The sequence below is a fragment of the Micromonospora sp. LA-10 genome (assembly GCF_051853095.1).
Classification (GTDB): Bacteria; Actinomycetota; Actinomycetes; order Mycobacteriales; family Micromonosporaceae; genus Micromonospora; species Micromonospora echinospora_A.
In genome coordinates, this window is sequence record NZ_CP195710.1 from 5,398,421 (window position 1) to 5,414,624 (window position 16,204).

Sequence of the window (16,204 nt, forward strand, 5' to 3'; positions counted from 1 at the left end):
GAGCCTCGTCGCGTCAGTCCGGCACCCGCCACAGCCAGACGTCCTCCACCCGCTCCGGCTCGCCGAGCAGCGCGGTGGCGGTGCGCCGCAGCGCCTCCTCGTCGACGTCGTACTTGGCGCCGTGCACCCGATCCGGCAGCACCACCGCCCGCACCCCCCAGTGGCGCAGGTCCGCCCGGGACTCGCGGATGCTGCCGTCGGTGATGATCGGTACGAGGCCGGTCCGGCCGGCCTGGTCCATCAGCGAGTCGAAGGTGCGGGGCACCGGCCCGATCCGGCCCCGGCCCTCCGGTCCGCCCGGCCCGAGGAAGAACCCGGCCGGGATGCGGAACTCGCCCTGCCGGTGGGCCAGCGCGTACGCCTGCCAGCGCTGCCCGTCCGGATACACGTCGACGGTCAGCGGCAGCGGGGTCAGCACCCCGTCGGGCGGGACGTAGCGTTGCCAGGCGCCACTGGTGATGAACTGCGGAATCGGCTCGCGGACGCTGGTGAGCAGCGGGGTGGGCACCAGCGGCAGCAGCGCGACGACGAACCCGAGCGCCCAGGCCACGCCGGTCGCGCGGCGCCGGGGCGGCCGGGCGCGCAGCGCGTCGATCGCGTACGCCAGCAGCAGGCCGATCACCGGCGCGACGACGAGCGCCAGCCGCGACGGCAGCGCCGCGTTGATCACCGGCAGGTTGTCCAGCACCCCGAACGGCAGCGTCTGGTCGAAACGGCGGCCGTTCCACTTGACCGTCGGCCCCCACGACAGCACCGCGAAGACCACTGCGGTCACCCCGAGCGCCGCGAGGGTGGCCCGGAACGCGCGGTCCGCGCGCCACCACAGCAGCGCGAAGCAGGCCACGGCGAGCACAAGCAGCGGTACGCCGAAGAACGAGTTCTCCTCCGTCGGGTTGGGCGCCAGCGAGGTGCCCCACCCGGCCCAGCCGGCCAGCGACCGGCGCGGGTACGACCCGTACGCGGCGATGTCCTCGGAGTGGATCAGCGGGTCGAAACCGGTGCCGTGGAACCGCTGCGGCCCGAGGAAGTGCAGCCAGAGCGGGTACGCCAGCAGCGCCCCGGCGACGAGCGCTGTGACGCCCAGCCCGGCCGCCATCCGGGGCAGCGCGGCGCGTACCTCCGGCCACCGGGCCGGGTGCAGCGCCCAGACGGCGAGGAACACGCCGAGCGCCAGCGCGGTGAAGAACAGCCCTTCGGCGGCGATCGAGAACGCGACCGCCACCAGCAGCCCGAGCACGATCCCGCCGGTGACTGCGCGGCCGGGGCGGCGCAGCCGGAACACGCCCCAGATCAGCAGCGGCACCAGCCAGCCGGCCGTCCAGTTCAGGTGCGCGTTGGCGTGCGACACCATCGCCGGGCAGAAGGCGATGAACAGCGCCCCCACGCCGGCGGCCAGCCGGCTGCGCACCAGGTACCGGCTCAGCAGCCAGTACCAGGCCACCGCGGTGGCGGCGAGGTTGAGCGTGAGGATCACCAGGAACGTGGCGGGCGGCCCGATCAGGTACGTCAGCGGCGCGAAGACCGCCGCGTACACGGTGATCGAGGTGTTCACCGCGAGGTTCACCCCGTCCGGGACGTTGATCAGCGTGGTGAAGAGCGGGTTCTCCCCGTGGGTGAGCGCGTGCCCGCCGAACGCCAGCAGCCACTCGAACAACGCCTGGTCGCTGGAGTTGACAGTGATGGCTCGGCTGTTGGGGTCACGCCACATGCCGCTGGTGACCCAGAAGGCCAGGGCCAGCGCGGCGAGCGTCACCAGGAGGTCGGCCCGCCGGTCACGGACGCGGGTCGTCGACGGCCCGGTGGCCAGGAACGGGGAGGACGGCACGCAGCGGACGTTACCAACCTGACCTGGGCAGACCGGCCGGACACGAAACTCGCCCGCACACTTCGGCGGTCGTGAATGTGTGAGTCGCCGCCATTCCGAGTGACGAAACGCGGCCGTAACGTCGCGGCAACCCGGAAGTGACTCAGTTCACATTCCACGATCGGGAGGTCCCCGTGCCCCGCTCCTCATCCCTCATCGCCCGCGTCGCCGGAGCGGCGGCCGGGGTCGTGCTGGCCGCGGCCACCGCGCTGGTCGCCGCCCTCCCCGCCCAGGCCGCCTCGCTCACCCAGGTCACCGGCTTCGGCTCCAACCCCGGAAACCTGACCATGTACGCGTACCGCCCGGACGGCCTGCCGGCCGGCGCGCCCGCCGTGGTGCTGCTGCACGGGTGCGTGCAGAACGCCTCGACCTACGTCGCCAACTCCGGCTGGCAGAAGTACGCCGACCAGTGGAAGTTCACGCTCATCGCGCCGCAGCAGCCCAGCGGCAACAACGCCAACTCCTGCTTCAACTGGTTCGAGACCGGTGACACCGCCCGCGGTCAGGGCGAGGCGCTGTCGATCAAGCAGATGGTCGACTACGCCAAGAGCAACTACGGCACCGCCGCCGCCCGCGTGTACGTCAGCGGCCTCTCCGCCGGTGGCGCGATGAGCGCGGCCATGCTCGCCGCCTACCCCGACGTCTTCGCCGCCGGCTCGATCATCGCCGGCATCCCGTACCGCTGCGCCACCAGCACCGTCACCGCGTTCAGTTGCATGAACCCGGGTGTGGACAAGACCCCGGCGCAGTGGGGCGACCTGGCCCGCGGCGCGTACGCGGGCTACACCGGCAAGCGGCCCCGGGTGGCGATCTGGCACGGCACCAGCGACACCACAGTGGCGACCGCGAACGCCGTCGAGTCGCGCGACCAGTGGACGAACGTGCTGGGCGTGTCCACCACCCCGACCAGCACCTCCACGCTGCCGTCCGGCACGAGCCTGGAGGTCTACGGCAACGACCAGGTACGCCTCTACCGGGTCTCCGGCATGGGCCACGGCACCCCCGTCGACCCGGGCACGGGCGCGGACCAGTGCGGCACCGCCGGGGCGTACTTCCTGGACACCATCTGCTCGACGTACCGCGACGCGCTCTTCTTCGGGCTCGGCGGTGGCGGCGCCTCGCCGAGCCCGACCCCGACGGCGACCGCGTCGCCCACCCCGACCGCGTCGCCGTCGCCCTCGCCGACCAGCGCGCCGGTCTGCGTCACCGCCAGCAACTACGCGCACGTGGTCGCCGGGCGGGCCTACCAGTCCGGCGGGTACGCCTACGCGCTGGGCAGCGGGCAGCGGATGGGCCTCTACAACACCTTCTACACGAGTACGCTCAAGCAGACCGGGCCCGCGTACTGGGTGATCGGCTGCTGAACCGCCACGCCGCGCCGCCCTCGCGGGCTCACTCCGTGAGGGCGGCGTGCAGCGCGCCCGGCAGGTCCGGATGCGTCCAGGGGAAGCCGGACTTGTCGAGCACGCCCGGCAGCACCCGGGTGCTGGTCAGCGCCTCGTGCGAGAAGCCGCCGAGCGCCACCTTCAGCGCCACCGCCGGAATCGGCATGATCGCGGGGCGGTGCAGCTGACGGGCGAGTTCCCGGGTGAACTCGGCGTTGGTGACCGGCGCCGGGCCGACCACGTTGACCGGACCCGCCACGTCGTCGCGGTCCAGCAGGAACTTCGCCGCGTTCAGCCAGTCCCGGATCGAGATCCACGGCAACCACTGCCGCCCGTTGCCCAGCTTGCCGCCGACGCCGAGCCGGAACGGCAGCAGTTGCGGCTTGAGCAGGCCGCCGTCGCGGTGCAGCGGCAGCCCGGTACGCAGCCGCACCACCCGTACGCCCGCGTCCTCGGCCGGCCGGGTCGCGGCCTCCCACACCCGGCAGACGTCGGCGAGGAAGCCCTCACCGGGCGGCGCCTCCTCGGTCACCGCGCGGTCACCGGTGTTGCCGTACCAGCCGACAGCCGAGGAGTTCAGCAGCACCGCGGGCCGGTCCGCGGCGGGCAGACCCGCGATCGTGATGGCGAGCGTGGTGGTGCTGTCCACCCGGCTGGTCCGGATCAGCTTCCGGTACTCGTCGTTCCAGCGCTTGTCGCCCACCCCGGCCCCGGCCAGGTTCACCACCGCGTCCGCCTCGGCGACGCACTGCGGGTCCAGTTGCGCGGCGGACGGGTTCCACTGGCGTTCGGCGGGTGTGCGTGGTGGGCGGCGGACCAGGCGGGTGACCTGGTGGCCGTCCGCGGTGAGGCAGTCGACCAGTCGGGTGCCGAGGAAGCCGGACACGCCGGCCATGAGGATCCGCATGCTTCCATCTTCGGGCACGGATGCCGATCCGGATGCGCCGAGCGAAATCACTCACTCGTCACGTCCGCCGGTTGCGCGCCCCTGCGAAAGGGGGCGGCGGCCGATGCGGCCGATGGGTCAGGCGTCGGCCGGGACGGTACGCAGGTCGGCGAGCAGGCGTTCCACCTCGGCGAACGCCTCCTGCGGCAGCGGCCCGTACGCGAGCGTGCCGAGGTTCTCGTCGGCCTGCGCGACGGTCCGGCAGCCGGGGATGGGCAGCGTCTGCGGGCTGCGGGCGAGCAGCCAGCCGAGCGCGCCCTGGGCCAGGGTGCGACCGTCGGCGGTCAGCGCCTCGCGGACCCGGGCCACCCGCTGCGCCCACTCGGCACGCGGGACGCCGCCGGAGAACCAGTCCAGCCACTCCGGGGCCACGCCGCGGACGTCGTCGTCGCCCCGGGCGGTCGGCGCGTCCTGGTACTTTGCGGTGAGCAGGCCCATCGCGAGCGGCCCTCGGTTGAGGCTGGCCAGGTCGAACTCCGCGCAGACCGCGAGCATGGCGGCGTTGTCCCGCAGCACCGACTGGTCGTGCTGGATCGCGGCGCAGTGCGGTCCCGCCTCGGCGAAGGCGCGCGCGGAGGCGGGGTCGTCGGTGCTCCAGCCGTACGCCCGGATCTTTCCCCCGGCGACCAGGTCCTCCAGCGTGCCGACGAGGTCCAGCGCCTGCGGCACCGGCAGGCCACCCAGGTGGAGCTGGTAGAGGTCGACGTGGTCGGTGCCGAGGCGGCGCAGCGAGCCCTCCAGGCTGCTCCGCGCGTACTCGGGGGTGGCCTCCTCGCCGAGTGCCTGCCGGGTCGCCTCGTCGGTGGGGTAGCCGAACTTGGTGGCGATGACGGCCCGGTCCCGGCGGCCGGCGAGCGCGCGGCCGAGCACCCGCTCGCTGTGCCCCGCGCCGTAGTTGCTGGAGGTGTCGAACAGCGTCGCGCCCAGGTCGAGGGCCCGGTGGACGGTGCGCACCGACTCGTCGTCGTCCACCTCGCCCCAGCCCAGCGGCTGCGCACCGTCCCAGAGCGGGCCGCCGATCGCCCAGCAGCCCATGCCGATCGCGCTGACTTCGATGCCGCTGCGGCCCAGCCGTCGTGTCGTCGTCATGCGCCCAGTGTTCACTTTCGAGTGTGCTCGAAGTCCAGCGCTTTTCCCGCCAGCCTGGGCAGGAGCGGGGCGAGCGCGTCGACGGCGCCGGCACGTACCACGAAGCGGGTGACGCCCCAGCGGCGCTCGTGCCCGGCCACCGCCGCGACGATCTCGTCGGCGGTGCCGATCAGCACGAACGGGGTGGCCAGCACCTCCGCCGGGGTGAGTCCGGTCTCGGCGGCCGTCACGGCGGCGGCCGCCTCGGCGTCGTCGGTGACGGCGACATGCTGGACCAGCGCCTCCAGGGCCGGCGGCGTCTCCCGGCCGGCCGATCCGGCCGCCACGTGCGCGAGCTGCGCCTCGATCTGGTCGGCCCGCCACCGGACGGCGTGCTGGTGGCCGTCGGGCAGGGTACGGCCGAAGCCGGTCAGGCCGACGACGTCGGCGTGCGCGCCGGCCCAGCGCAGCAGCGCCGAGTTCGCGGTGCCGACGGTGAGCGGGATCCGGTCCTGAACCGGCCGGGGCTGCTTGAGGCGGGCGGCGTACGCGGTCAGCTCCCCGGTGTCCACAGTGACCTCGTCGCCGGCCAGCAGCGCCCGAACCGCCTCGGCCACCGCGACGCAGCGGCGGACCCGGCCGGCGACGTCCGGGCGCTCGCGCCCGACGGCCCGCCACTCGGCCGGGGTGTGCCCGGCGCCGAGGCCGAGCCGGGCCCGCCCGCCGGAGACCACGTCCAGCGTGGCCACGTCGGTGGCCAGCAGGATCGGCTCCCTGACGCCGGCGTTGGAGACGTACGAGCCGAGGCCCAGCGTGCTGGTCACGGCTCCCGCGGCGGCCAGCGCGACGAACGGCGACGCGCAGTCGCCGGGATGGTCGGCGGCGAACAGCGCGTCGAAGCCGGCCGCCTCGACGGTGCGGGCCAGCTCGGTCCAGCTCGCCGCATCGGTCGGTTGGGCCTGGACGGAGAAGGTCGCCATCGCCTCAGCATCGGCGCGCGCCGGGCCGCCGGCCACCCCGCACCCGCCGATTCTGCCAACGGCCGAACCGTAAGGAAGGGCCCCTTCTTAACGCCTGAGGAGGTGAAAGGGCCCCTTCTTAACAGCCGGGTGCCGGTTCACTCGCCTTCGTCGGGCCGGTCGTGCCAGCGGGCCCGCCAGGCCGCCTCGTGCGCCTCGTGGCTGGCGCGTTCCTCGAAGACCAGCTTGCGCAGGGCCCGCCGGCCCTCGTCGAAGACGATCACCTCGACGGCCACCATCCCGACGGTGATGGCGGTGAGCATGCCCAGCGCGGCCAGCCCCGGCACCCGCTCCGCGACCGGGATGGTCAGGCCGAGCAGCAACGCCGTCGCGACCCGCGTCCAGCTCAGCGTGCGCAGGGTACGCAGCTGGAACAGCATGTTGCCGCAGAGGTAGCAGATCACGCCCCCGAACAGCAGCGGCACGCCCGGACCGTGCGCCGGCTCGCTCGGTGGCACGTTCGGGTCGGCGATGCCGTGCACGATCGTCTCGGCGCCGAGGGCGAACAGGATGATGCCCGCGATCATCGGCAGGAACAGGTAGGCGTACGCGTCCCGGGCCATCGCCACCCGCGGGCCGTCCTTCGCGACGTGCAACGCGATCCGGGCGGCCGGCCCGATCATGTCGTAGTGCGCCCACCAGAGCGCGGCGGTGAAGAAGATGCCGAGCACGGCGGCGGCGACGGCCGGCCAGGTGGGCGGCTGGCCGAGCAGGTTGCTGCCGACGCCGACCGAGATGACGGACTCGCCCAGCGCGATGATCAGGATCAGGTCGTACCGCTCGGTCCAGTGTTCGGCCGACGCGACGCCCCAGCCCCAGGTGCCGGCGATGATGCCGCTGCCGTACTGGAGCAGGATGACCACCGCCCACAGCACGTCCCGGAGCACCGCCGCGGAGAACAGGTCGTCGATCCTCGGCGGCAGCAGCGCGGCGACCAGCAGCAGCGCGGTGCTGCCGATCAGCTCCGGGGCGAACCGCAGGAGTTGCCGGCGCTCGTTCGGGCTGTCCCGGACCGCGTGCCGGTACAGCAGCAGGTGGATCAGCCGCAGGACGGTGTAGCTGAGCGCCGCGACCATCGGCCCGGCCGCGTTGCCGGTCGGGTCCCGGAACGCCTGCGGCAGGGACAGCGCGAACGTGAACAGCGCGGCCATGCCGACGGTCATGAGCACCGGGACGAAGCCTTCGCCGAGGCGTACCCGGGTGGCGACCACGCTGTGCACGACCCACGACCACCAGAGCACGGCGAGGACCAGCAGCGCGTGCAGCAGCGCCCCGCCGGTCACCTGCAGGGCGGTGGCCCGGGTGATGATGAAGAACGAGAAGACGAAGACCAGGTCGAAGAAGATCTCGAACCGGTCGACGCGGGCGCCGGGGGCCACCGGCACCGCCGGCCCCAGGCGCCCCCGCCACCGGTACGACCCCACCGGCCGAGTCTGTCAGCGCAGGTCGGGGCGGGTGGCCGATTCGGTCAGCCCGGCCGGTGGCGCAGACCGTCCATGAGCAGGTCGAGCAGGCGTCCGGCCTGGGCGCGCTGGTCCGGTTCGCCGGCCACCAGGGAGACCCCGCTGAGGCTGGCGAGCACGTCGGCGGCGGCCACGTCGGCGCGCAGGACACCGGCGGCGGCCCCGGCGGCGAGGAGTTCGCCGAGCGCGGCGAGCAGCCGGTCCCGGCTGTGCGCGTACGGGTTGGCGCCGGAGGCGATGACCAGCCGGAGCGCGTCGGCCATGCCCCGCTTGGTGGCGAGGTAGTCGACGAACCGGTCCATCCACGCCCGCAGCGCCACGTCGGCGGGCCGGGTGGCGAGCAGCGACGGCGCGGCGTCGCAGAGCTTCTCCAGCTCGTTGCGGTACGCCGCCTCGATGAGCGCCTCCCGGCTGGGGAAGTGGCGGTAGAGCGTGCCGATCCCGACGCCGGCCTCCTTGGCGACGCGATCGAGCGTTACCTCCGCGCCCGCCTGGGAAAACGCCTGCACCGCGGCGTCCAGCAGGCGCTGCCGGTTGCGCAGCGCGTCGGCGCGCAGCGGACGGTCGGGCACGGTTCCTCCTCGGCTCGACCGGGTCGCAGGCCCGGGTCGAGGGTAACCGGAGTCCCCTCCGGTTATGCTGAGCAAGTAACGGAGGATCCTCCGCTTCTCATCGTAGCGGGCGGACATCGGTCCGCGTCGCCGTCGACAAGGATGGACCATGACAACCCCGACACCAGTCACGACCCCGTTCGACTCCGAGACCACCGCCCTGGACGTGGTCCGCGACCTGGACCTGACCGGCCGGCGGGCCGTCGTCACCGGCGGCGCCTCCGGAATCGGCGTGGAGAGCGCCCGCGCGCTCGCCTCCGCCGGAGCGGACGTCACACTCGCGGTCCGCAACACCGAGGCCGGGCAGCGCGCCGCCGCCGACCTCACCGCCGCCACCGGCAACGACGGGATCCTGGTCGCCCCGCTCGACCTGGACGATCTCGCGTCGGTGGCCGCGTTCGTCCGGAACTGGGACGGGCCGCTGCACATGCTCGTCAACAACGCCGGCATCATGGCCTCCCCGGAAATGCGAACCGAGCAGGGCTGGGAGATGCAGTTCGCGACCAACCACCTCGGGCACTTCGCGCTGGCCACCGGACTGCGCCCGGCGCTCGCCGCGGCCGGGGGCGCGCGGATCGTCTCGGTCAGCTCGGCCGCCCACCTGCGCTCACCGGTGGTGTTCTCCGACATCCACTTCCGGCAGCGGCCGTACGACCCGTGGCTGGCGTACGGGCAGTCCAAGACCGCGAACGTGCTCTTCGCGGTGGAGGCGACCCGGCGCTGGGCCGACGACGGCATCTACGCCAACGCGCTGATGCCCGGCGCGATCCGGACCAACCTGCAGCGCTACATCAGCGAGGAGGAGCTGGCGCGGATGCGCAGCGGCGCCGCGGCGTCCTTCAAGACCCCCGAGCAGGGCGCGGCGACCTCGGTGCTGGTTGCCACCTCACCGCTGCTCGACGGCGTCGGCGGCCGGTACTTCGAGGACTGCCAGGAGGCCGGACCGAACCAGCCCGGCACGCGGACCGGCTGGGCCCCGTACGCCCGGGACCCGGAGGCCGCCGAGCAGCTCTGGACGGTCTCGGAGGAACACCTGAAGGGCTGAGCCCGCAGACGACGAAGGGGGCGCGCGGCATGTCGCCGCGCGCCCCCTTCGCCGTCTCGGATCTACAGACCCAGCTCGGCCTCGAAGTTGCCGGCCTCCAGCCGCTCCTTCACCGCGGTGAGGAAGCGGGCCGCGTCGGCGCCGTCGATCAGCCGGTGGTCGTACGACATGGCCAGGTAGACCATCGACCGGATCGCGACGACCTCGCCCAGCTCCGGGTCGTTCACCACGACCGGGCGCTTCACCACGGCGCCCGTGCCGAGCATCGCCGACTGCGGCGACGGCACGATCGGGGTGTCGAACAGCGCGCCCCGGCTGCCGGTGTTGGTCAGCGTGAAGGTCGCCCCGGCCATCTCGTCCGGAGTGATCTTGTTGGCCCGGGTGCGCTCGGCCAGGTCGGCGATCCGCTTGGCGATGCCGCCCATGTTCAGGTCACCGGCGTTGTGGATGACCGGCACGAGCAGCCCGCGCTCGGTGTCCACGGCGATGCCCAGGTGCTCGGCGGCCGGGTAGGTGATCGTCCCGCCCTCCAGGTCCATGCTGGCCTGGATGATCGGGTACGTCTGGAGCGCCTCGATGGCGGCGAGCGCGAAGAACGGCAGGAACGACAGCTTCACGCCGTGCTTGGCCTGGAACGACTCCTTCGCCCGCGTCCGCAGCTTGGCGACCCGGGTGACGTCCACCTCGACCACGGTGGTCAGCTGGGCCGTCTCGTGCAGCGACTGCTGCATCCGCTTGGCGATGGTGGCCCGGATGCGCGGCAGCTTCTCGGTCGTACCCCGCTTGGCGCTCGGCTGCGGCTTCGCGGCCGGCTGGGCCGGCGCCTCCGCCTTCGCGGCCGGAGCGGCGGCGGCCGGCGCGGGCTTGGCGGCCTTCGCCTTCTCGGCCGCCTCCAGCACGTCCTGCTTGCGGATGCGGCCACCCACGCCGGTGCCCTTGACCGAGCCCAGGTCCACGCCGTGCTCGGCGGCGAGCTTGCGCACCAGCGGCGTCACGTAACCGGCGGCGTCCTCGCCGAACTCGGCCGGAACGCTCGCGCGCTGCTGGGCGGCCGGCGCGGCCGGCTGCGCGGTCTCCTCGGCCTTGACCGGCTGCGAAGCCTGCTCCGTCTCGGCAGCCGGCTCGTTGTAGGACGCGCCCGGGGTCGGCTCCTCGACCTTCGGCTCCGGCTTCGGCTCCGGCTTGGGCTGGGGCTTCGCCTCGGCCTTGGGCTCCGGCTTGGGCGCGGGCTTCGGCTCCGCCTTCGCGGGCGCGGCGCCGGCCACCCCGACGATCGCCAGCACGGCGCCGACGTCGGCGGTCTCGTCCTCGGCGACCTTGATCTCCTGCAGCGTGCCGGCGACCGGCGACGGGATCTCGGTGTCGACCTTGTCGGTGGAGACCTCCAGCAGCGGCTCGTCCACCTCGACGGTCTCGCCGACCTGCTTGAGCCAGCGGGTGACAGTGCCCTCGGTGACGCTCTCGCCCAGGGCCGGCATGGTCACCGGCGTGCCCTCGCCCGACGACGCGGCGGGCTCGGCCGGCTCCTCGACGGCCGACTGCTCGGCCTCGGCGCCCGGCGCGGCGGTGGCCTGCTCGGCCTGCTCCGGCTCCGGGCCGGTGCCCTCGGCGGCGGCGGTCGGCTCGGTGGCCGGCTCGGCCTCCTGCTTCGGGGCCGCCTCCGCGTCCTCGCCCTCACCGGCGATGACCGCCAGCTCGCTGCCGACCTCGGCGGTCTCGTCCTCGCCGACCACGATCCGGCTCAGCACGCCCGCAGCGGGGGACGGGATCTCGGTGTCGACCTTGTCGGTCGACACCTCGAGCAGGGGCTCGTCGACCTCGACGGTGTCACCCTCCTGCTTGAGCCAGCGCGTGACGGTGCCCTCGGTGACGCTCTCGCCGAGCCGGGGCATGGTGACCGATACCGGCATGTTCTCCAGACTCCTTCATTCCCTGGTGGGATTCTCGCCCGTCGCCGGACGCCGCGGTTGTCGTGTCAGGCGTGCGCGTGCAGCGGCTTGCCGGCCAGGGCCAGGTGCGCCTCGCCCAGAGCCTCGTTCTGCGTCGGGTGGGCGTGCACGAGCTGCGCCACCTCGGCCGGGTACGCCTCCCAGTTGTAGATGAGCTGCGCCTCGCCGATCAGCTCACCGACCCGGGCGCCGACCATGTGCACGCCGACCACCGGGCCGTCGTCCACCCGGACCAGCTTCACGTGGCCCGCGGTCTTGAGGATCTGGCTCTTGCCGTTGCCGCCCAGGTTGTAGTTGTACGTCTTGATCTTGTCGGCGCCGTACTGCTCCTTGGCCTTCGCCTCGGTCAGGCCGACCGAAGCCAGCTCCGGGTCGCAGTAGGTCACGCGCGGGATGCCGGCCTCGTCGATCACGGCCGGGCTCTTGCCGGCGATCTCCTCGGCGACGAAGATGCCCTGCTGGAAGCCACGGTGGGCGAGCTGCAGGCCGGGCACGATGTCGCCGACCGCGTAGACGTTCGGCACGCTCGTGCGCAGCCGCTCGTCGGTCAGCACGTAGCCGCGGTCCATCTTGACGCCCTGCTCCTCGTAGCCGAGGCCGGCGGTGTTCGGGCCACGGCCCACGGCGACCAGCAGCAGCTCGGCCTCGACCGTGTCGCCGCCCTGAATGGTCAGCTTCACGCCCTTGTCGGTCTTCTCGACCTTCTCGAACGGCTTGCCGACCTTGAAGTTGATCTTCCGCTTGCGGAACGCCCGCTCCAGCGCCTTCGACGACTCCTCGTCCTCGGCGGCTACCAGGCGGGGCAGCGCCTCGACGATGGTCACGTCCACGCCGAAGGACTTCCAGACGCTCGCGAACTCGACGCCGATCACGCCGCCGCCGAGCACGATCGCCGAGGACGGCACCCGGTCCAGGGTCAGGGCGTGGTCGCTGGTGATGATCCGCTCGCCGTCGACCTCAAGGCCGGGCAGGCTCTTCGCGTACGAGCCGGAGGCCAGCACGACGTTACGGCCGGTGTAGCGCTTGCCGTCGACCTCGACGACGTTCTTGCCGACCAGCTTGCCGGCGCCCGCCACGAAGGTGATCTTCTTGCTGCTGCCCACGAGGCCCTGCAGACCCTTGTACAGGCGGGAGATCACGCCGTCCTTGTACGAGTTGACCGCCTTCATGTCGATGCCCACCAGCTCGGCCTTCACGCCGAACTGCTCGGACTCGCGGGTCTGGTCGGCGATCTCGGCGGCGTGCAGCAGCGCCTTGGTCGGGATGCACCCGTTGTGCAGGCAGGTCCCGCCGAGCTTGCTCTTCTCGATGAGGGCGACGGAGAGGTCCAGCTGGGCGGCACGCAGCGCCGCCGCGTAGCCGCCGCTACCACCTCCGAGGATGACGATGTCGAAGGTCGTGTCGTTCGGCTCGCTCACATCCAACTCCCAGGTCGCGTCACTGCATCGGGGGTTACGGCGGAGTAACAGGCACACCCCACCTCGGTCATCTTGTCACCACCACGGACCGGGCGCGTACCGAGGTGCCCAACGACACGTCGGTGACACGTACCCTTGGCACCGTCCTCGATGACGGCGCTGGGGGAGGAGTGGATTCGGTGGGGTTGTTCCGACGACGAAAGCGGGCCGCCCCGGCGAGCCGCGACCGTGCCGCAGACCGCGCCGATCTGGACCACTTGGAGAACTTCGTCCGGACCCGTAAGGGCGTCGAGGCGTACATCGAACCCCGTACGACTGTCACCGAGACCACGATCATGCTGATCGCCGACGACGGCGAGTGGACCCGGCGGCGTGTGGGCGGGCCGGACGAGGCCCGCCGCTGGGCGCACCGGATCGCGATTCCGATCTACGACGTGCGGCTGATGGGGTATCCGCAGCGCATGCGCGACTACAACGAGCGCCGCAAGCGCCGTCCCGAGCTGTTCTGACGCGGGTGTTAAAAAGGGCCCCTTCTACAACGCGAGGCGTTAAGAAGGGGCCCTTCCTTACACGTCAGCCGTTGGCGGCGACGTCCTCGACCAGGTGCAGCAGCGTACGCACCGGCACGCCGGTGCCGCCCTTGGTCCAGTAGCCGGTCGCCTCACCCGAGTGGTAGCCCGGACCGGCGATGTCGATGTGCGCCCACGCCACGTCGTCGGTGACGAACTCGCGCAGGAACACCCCGCCCTGGAGCATGTGCCCGGCCCGGTCCATCCCGGCGTTGACCTGCGAGATGTCCGCGACGTCCGACTCCATGCCCTTGCGCACGTCGTCCGGCAGCGGCATCGGCCAGGCCGGCTCACCGGTCGCGTCACCGGCCACCCGCACCCGCTCGCACAGCTCCGCGGTGCCCATCACACCGGCGATCCGCTTGCCCAGCGCGATCACCTGACCGCCGGTCAGCGTGGAGGTCTCGAACAGGTAGTCCGCGCCGTCCTCGCAGGCCCGCGCCATCGCGTCGGCCAGCACCATCCGGCCCTCGGCGTCGGTGTTGAGCACCTCCACCTTCTTGCCGTTGTACATGCTGATCACGTCGCCCGGCCGGTAGCTGGTGCCCGACGGCATGTTCTCCGCCATCGGCAGGTAGCCGGTGACGGTGACCGACGGCTTGAGCGTCGCGACCGCCAACATGGCCGCGCCGACCGCCGCCGCGCCGGCCATGTCCGACTTCATCTCCCACATGCCCTGCGCCGGCTTGATCGAGATGCCGCCGGTGTCGAACGTGATGCCCTTGCCGACCAGCGCGACCCGCTTGCCGTTGCCGCCGCCCTCGGGCGTGTAGGTGATCTTCACCAGCCGCGGCGGGGCCTCGGAGCCCTGACCGACGGCGAGGATGCCGCCGTAACCGCCGGCCTTCAGCGCCGCCTCGTCCAGCACCTCGACCGCCAGCCCCGCCTCGCGGGCGGCGGCGGAGACCACGTCGGCGAACGCCGGGGGACGCAGCTCGTTCGGCGCGGTGTTCACCCAGTCCCGGCTGGTCCGCACCGCGCCGGCCACCGCCTGCGCCCGGGCGACCTCGGCCTGCGCGGTCGCGTCGGCCGCGTCCGGCACCGCCACCAGCACCTCGGCCACCGGCTCGCGCCGGGCCGGCTGCGGCTTGGTCTTGTAGCCGGCGAACCGGTAGCCGCCCAGCAGCGCGCCCTCGGCGACCGCGCGCAGCGCGGCCGGGGCGTCGGCGTCGTCGGGCAGCGGCAGGGCGAGGGCGACGCGCGGGGCGCCGGCCAGCGCCCGTACGGCCGCGCCGGCGGCCCGGCGCAGCGACTCCGGAGCCGGGGCGGCGCCCGAGGGCTCCGGGCCGAGCCCGACGGCGACGACCAGCGGCGCGGTCACAGTGCCCAGCGTGGCCAGCTTGATCACCTCGCCCGGGCCACCTGTCGCGCCGAGCAGAGCCAGCGTCTCGGTCAGCTTGCCGTCGAACGCGGCGGCGATGCTCTCCGCGCCGCTGGCCAGCAGCAGGGCGTGGGCGGGTGCGCCGCTGCCCGGCTCGGTGGTCTGGCTGTGCACGCCGATCACGATCGCGTCGACGGCGAGTTCGGCGGGGTCGGTGTCGACCAGGCTGAGGGTGGTACTGGGCGATGTCACGAAAGCTACTCCGGGCGGGCCGGGCCGGTCGCGTCGTCGCGTACCGGCGATGAAGGTCTCTCCGGCGGCAACCTACCCGCCGGGAGGCGTGGCTGTCCCGCCGATGCGCGCCGACGGGATCCCGCCGATGCTAACCACAGTCGTCCCGGCCGGTAAGTTGCCACCCATGACCGAGGTGACCTCCGACGCCGCCGAGACCCGGCTGCGCCGTTCCCCGCTGCACGAGCGGCACACCGCGCTCGGCGCGAAGTTCGCCCCCTTCGGCGGCTGGCAGATGCCGCTGGAATACGCCGGTGGCGGCGTGCTCAAGGAGCACACGGCCGTCCGCGAGGGCGTCGGCGTGTTCGACGTCTCGCACCTGGGCAAGATCCGGGTCACCGGGCCGGGCGCGGCGGACTTCGTCAACGCCTGCCTCACCAACGACCTCGGCCGGATCGCCCCCGGCCAGGCGCAGTACACGCTCTGCTGCGACGACGCCACCGGCGGCGTGGTGGACGACATCATCGCCTACCTGTACGCCGACGACCACGTCTTCCTGGTGCCGAACGCCGCGAACACCGCCGAGGTGGCCCGCCGGCTGCGCGCCGCCGCGCCCGAGGGCGTCACAGTCACCGACGAGCACGAGGCGTACGCGGTGCTCGCGGTCCAGGGCCCGCGCTCGGCGGACCTGCTGGGAGCGCTCGGCCTGCCCACCGGGCACGACTACATGAGCTTCTCCACCGCCGCCCTGAACGGGGTGGAGCTGACCGTGTGCCGCACCGGCTACACCGGCGAGCTGGGCTACGAGCTGGTCGTCGCGTCCGAGCACGCGGTCGCCGTCTGGGACGCGATCTTCGCCGCGGCCGACGACGTACGCGCCTGCGGCCTGGCCGCCCGGGACACGCTGCGCACCGAGATGGGGTACCCGCTGCACGGGCAGGACCTCTCCCCGGAGATCACCCCGGTGCAGGGCCGCTCCGGCTGGGCGGTGGGCTGGGACAAGCCGGCGTTCTGGGGCCGCGACGCGCTGCGCGCCGAGAAGGCCGCCGGCCCGGCCCGTACGCTGCGCGGCCTCACCGCCGTCGACCGGGCCATCCCGCGCCCCGGCATGGCCGTGTACGCCGGCGACAGGCAGGTCGGCACCGTCACCAGCGGCACGTTCAGCCCGACGCTCAAGCAGGGCATCGCGCTGGCGCTGGTCGACACCGACCCGAAGCTGCCCGACGGCGAGGAGCTGGAGGTGGACATCCGCGGCCGCCGCGCCCGGATGCGCCTGACCAGGCCGCCGTTCGTCCAGCCCTCGGTGCGCTGAGCC

13 protein-coding genes are annotated in these 16,204 nt (G+C 73.0%); 4 read left to right on the forward strand and 9 right to left on the reverse strand.

Annotated features, from left to right (window positions below; genetic code table 11):
* Positions 1-13: 13 nt before the first annotated feature.
* Positions 14-1,825: a DUF2079 domain-containing protein gene (locus ACSDG8_RS25520; RefSeq protein WP_439427296.1), complete on the reverse strand. Its 1,812-nt coding sequence runs from the start codon at positions 1,823-1,825 to the stop codon at positions 14-16.
* Between the two features lie 173 nt (positions 1,826-1,998).
* Here ACSDG8_RS25520 and ACSDG8_RS25525 point away from each other — a divergent pair, with 173 nt between their 5' ends.
* Positions 1,999-3,228 (forward strand): extracellular catalytic domain type 1 short-chain-length polyhydroxyalkanoate depolymerase, encoded by a 1,230-nt coding sequence (locus ACSDG8_RS25525; RefSeq protein WP_210897186.1) that lies wholly within the window; start codon positions 1,999-2,001, stop codon positions 3,226-3,228.
* Positions 3,229-3,256: 28 nt separating this feature from the next.
* On the opposite strand, the gene ACSDG8_RS25530 is transcribed toward ACSDG8_RS25525, so the two are convergent.
* The 5 genes from ACSDG8_RS25530 to ACSDG8_RS25550 all read right to left on the reverse strand — a co-directional run bounded on the left by ACSDG8_RS25530 (position 3,257) and on the right by ACSDG8_RS25550 (position 8,317).
* Entirely contained in the window at positions 3,257-4,156 is a 900-nt protein-coding gene (locus tag ACSDG8_RS25530) for a TIGR01777 family oxidoreductase (protein ID WP_210897184.1), read from the reverse strand.
* A 117-nt stretch (positions 4,157-4,273) separates the two neighbouring features.
* Entirely contained in the window at positions 4,274-5,284 is a 1,011-nt protein-coding gene (locus ACSDG8_RS25535) for an aldo/keto reductase (protein WP_210897182.1), read from the reverse strand.
* Between the two features lie 11 nt (positions 5,285-5,295).
* Entirely contained in the window at positions 5,296-6,243 is a 948-nt protein-coding gene (locus ACSDG8_RS25540; protein WP_439427297.1) for an LLM class flavin-dependent oxidoreductase, read from the reverse strand.
* Between the two features lie 137 nt (positions 6,244-6,380).
* Positions 6,381-7,706: a low temperature requirement protein A gene (locus tag ACSDG8_RS25545; RefSeq protein WP_210897178.1), complete on the reverse strand. Its 1,326-nt coding sequence runs from the start codon at positions 7,704-7,706 to the stop codon at positions 6,381-6,383.
* 44 nt (positions 7,707-7,750) lie between these two features.
* Complete coding sequence (locus ACSDG8_RS25550; protein ID WP_210897175.1) at positions 7,751-8,317, reverse strand: TetR/AcrR family transcriptional regulator; 567 nt, start codon at positions 8,315-8,317, stop codon at positions 7,751-7,753.
* Between the two features lie 148 nt (positions 8,318-8,465).
* Here ACSDG8_RS25550 and ACSDG8_RS25555 point away from each other — a divergent pair, with 148 nt between their 5' ends.
* Positions 8,466-9,401, forward strand: coding sequence for an SDR family NAD(P)-dependent oxidoreductase (locus ACSDG8_RS25555; RefSeq protein ID WP_210897173.1), 936 nt, complete (start codon positions 8,466-8,468; stop codon positions 9,399-9,401).
* 62 nt (positions 9,402-9,463) lie between these two features.
* Here ACSDG8_RS25555 and sucB read toward each other — a convergent pair whose 3' ends face one another.
* Both sucB and lpdA read right to left on the reverse strand, forming a co-directional pair.
* Complete coding sequence (sucB, locus tag ACSDG8_RS25560; RefSeq protein ID WP_210897172.1) at positions 9,464-11,311, reverse strand: 2-oxoglutarate dehydrogenase, E2 component, dihydrolipoamide succinyltransferase; 1,848 nt, start codon at positions 11,309-11,311, stop codon at positions 9,464-9,466.
* A 65-nt stretch (positions 11,312-11,376) separates the two neighbouring features.
* Positions 11,377-12,768, reverse strand: a complete 1,392-nt coding sequence (lpdA, locus tag ACSDG8_RS25565; RefSeq protein WP_210897170.1) for a dihydrolipoyl dehydrogenase — start codon at positions 12,766-12,768, stop codon at positions 11,377-11,379.
* A gap of 179 nt (positions 12,769-12,947) precedes the next feature.
* Here lpdA and ACSDG8_RS25570 point away from each other — a divergent pair, with 179 nt between their 5' ends.
* Positions 12,948-13,277 carry a hypothetical protein gene (locus ACSDG8_RS25570; protein ID WP_013287729.1) on the forward strand — a complete coding sequence of 110 codons (330 nt, stop codon included), beginning with the start codon at positions 12,948-12,950 and terminating at the stop codon, positions 13,275-13,277.
* Between the two features lie 64 nt (positions 13,278-13,341).
* Here ACSDG8_RS25570 and ACSDG8_RS25575 read toward each other — a convergent pair whose 3' ends face one another.
* Positions 13,342-14,910 (reverse strand): leucyl aminopeptidase, encoded by a 1,569-nt coding sequence (locus ACSDG8_RS25575; RefSeq protein ID WP_210897168.1) that lies wholly within the window; start codon positions 14,908-14,910, stop codon positions 13,342-13,344.
* 166 nt (positions 14,911-15,076) lie between these two features.
* Here ACSDG8_RS25575 and gcvT point away from each other — a divergent pair, with 166 nt between their 5' ends.
* Complete coding sequence (gene gcvT, locus ACSDG8_RS25580) at positions 15,077-16,201, forward strand: glycine cleavage system aminomethyltransferase GcvT (protein ID WP_210897166.1); 1,125 nt, start codon at positions 15,077-15,079, stop codon at positions 16,199-16,201.
* Positions 16,202-16,204: the final 3 nt, after the last annotated feature.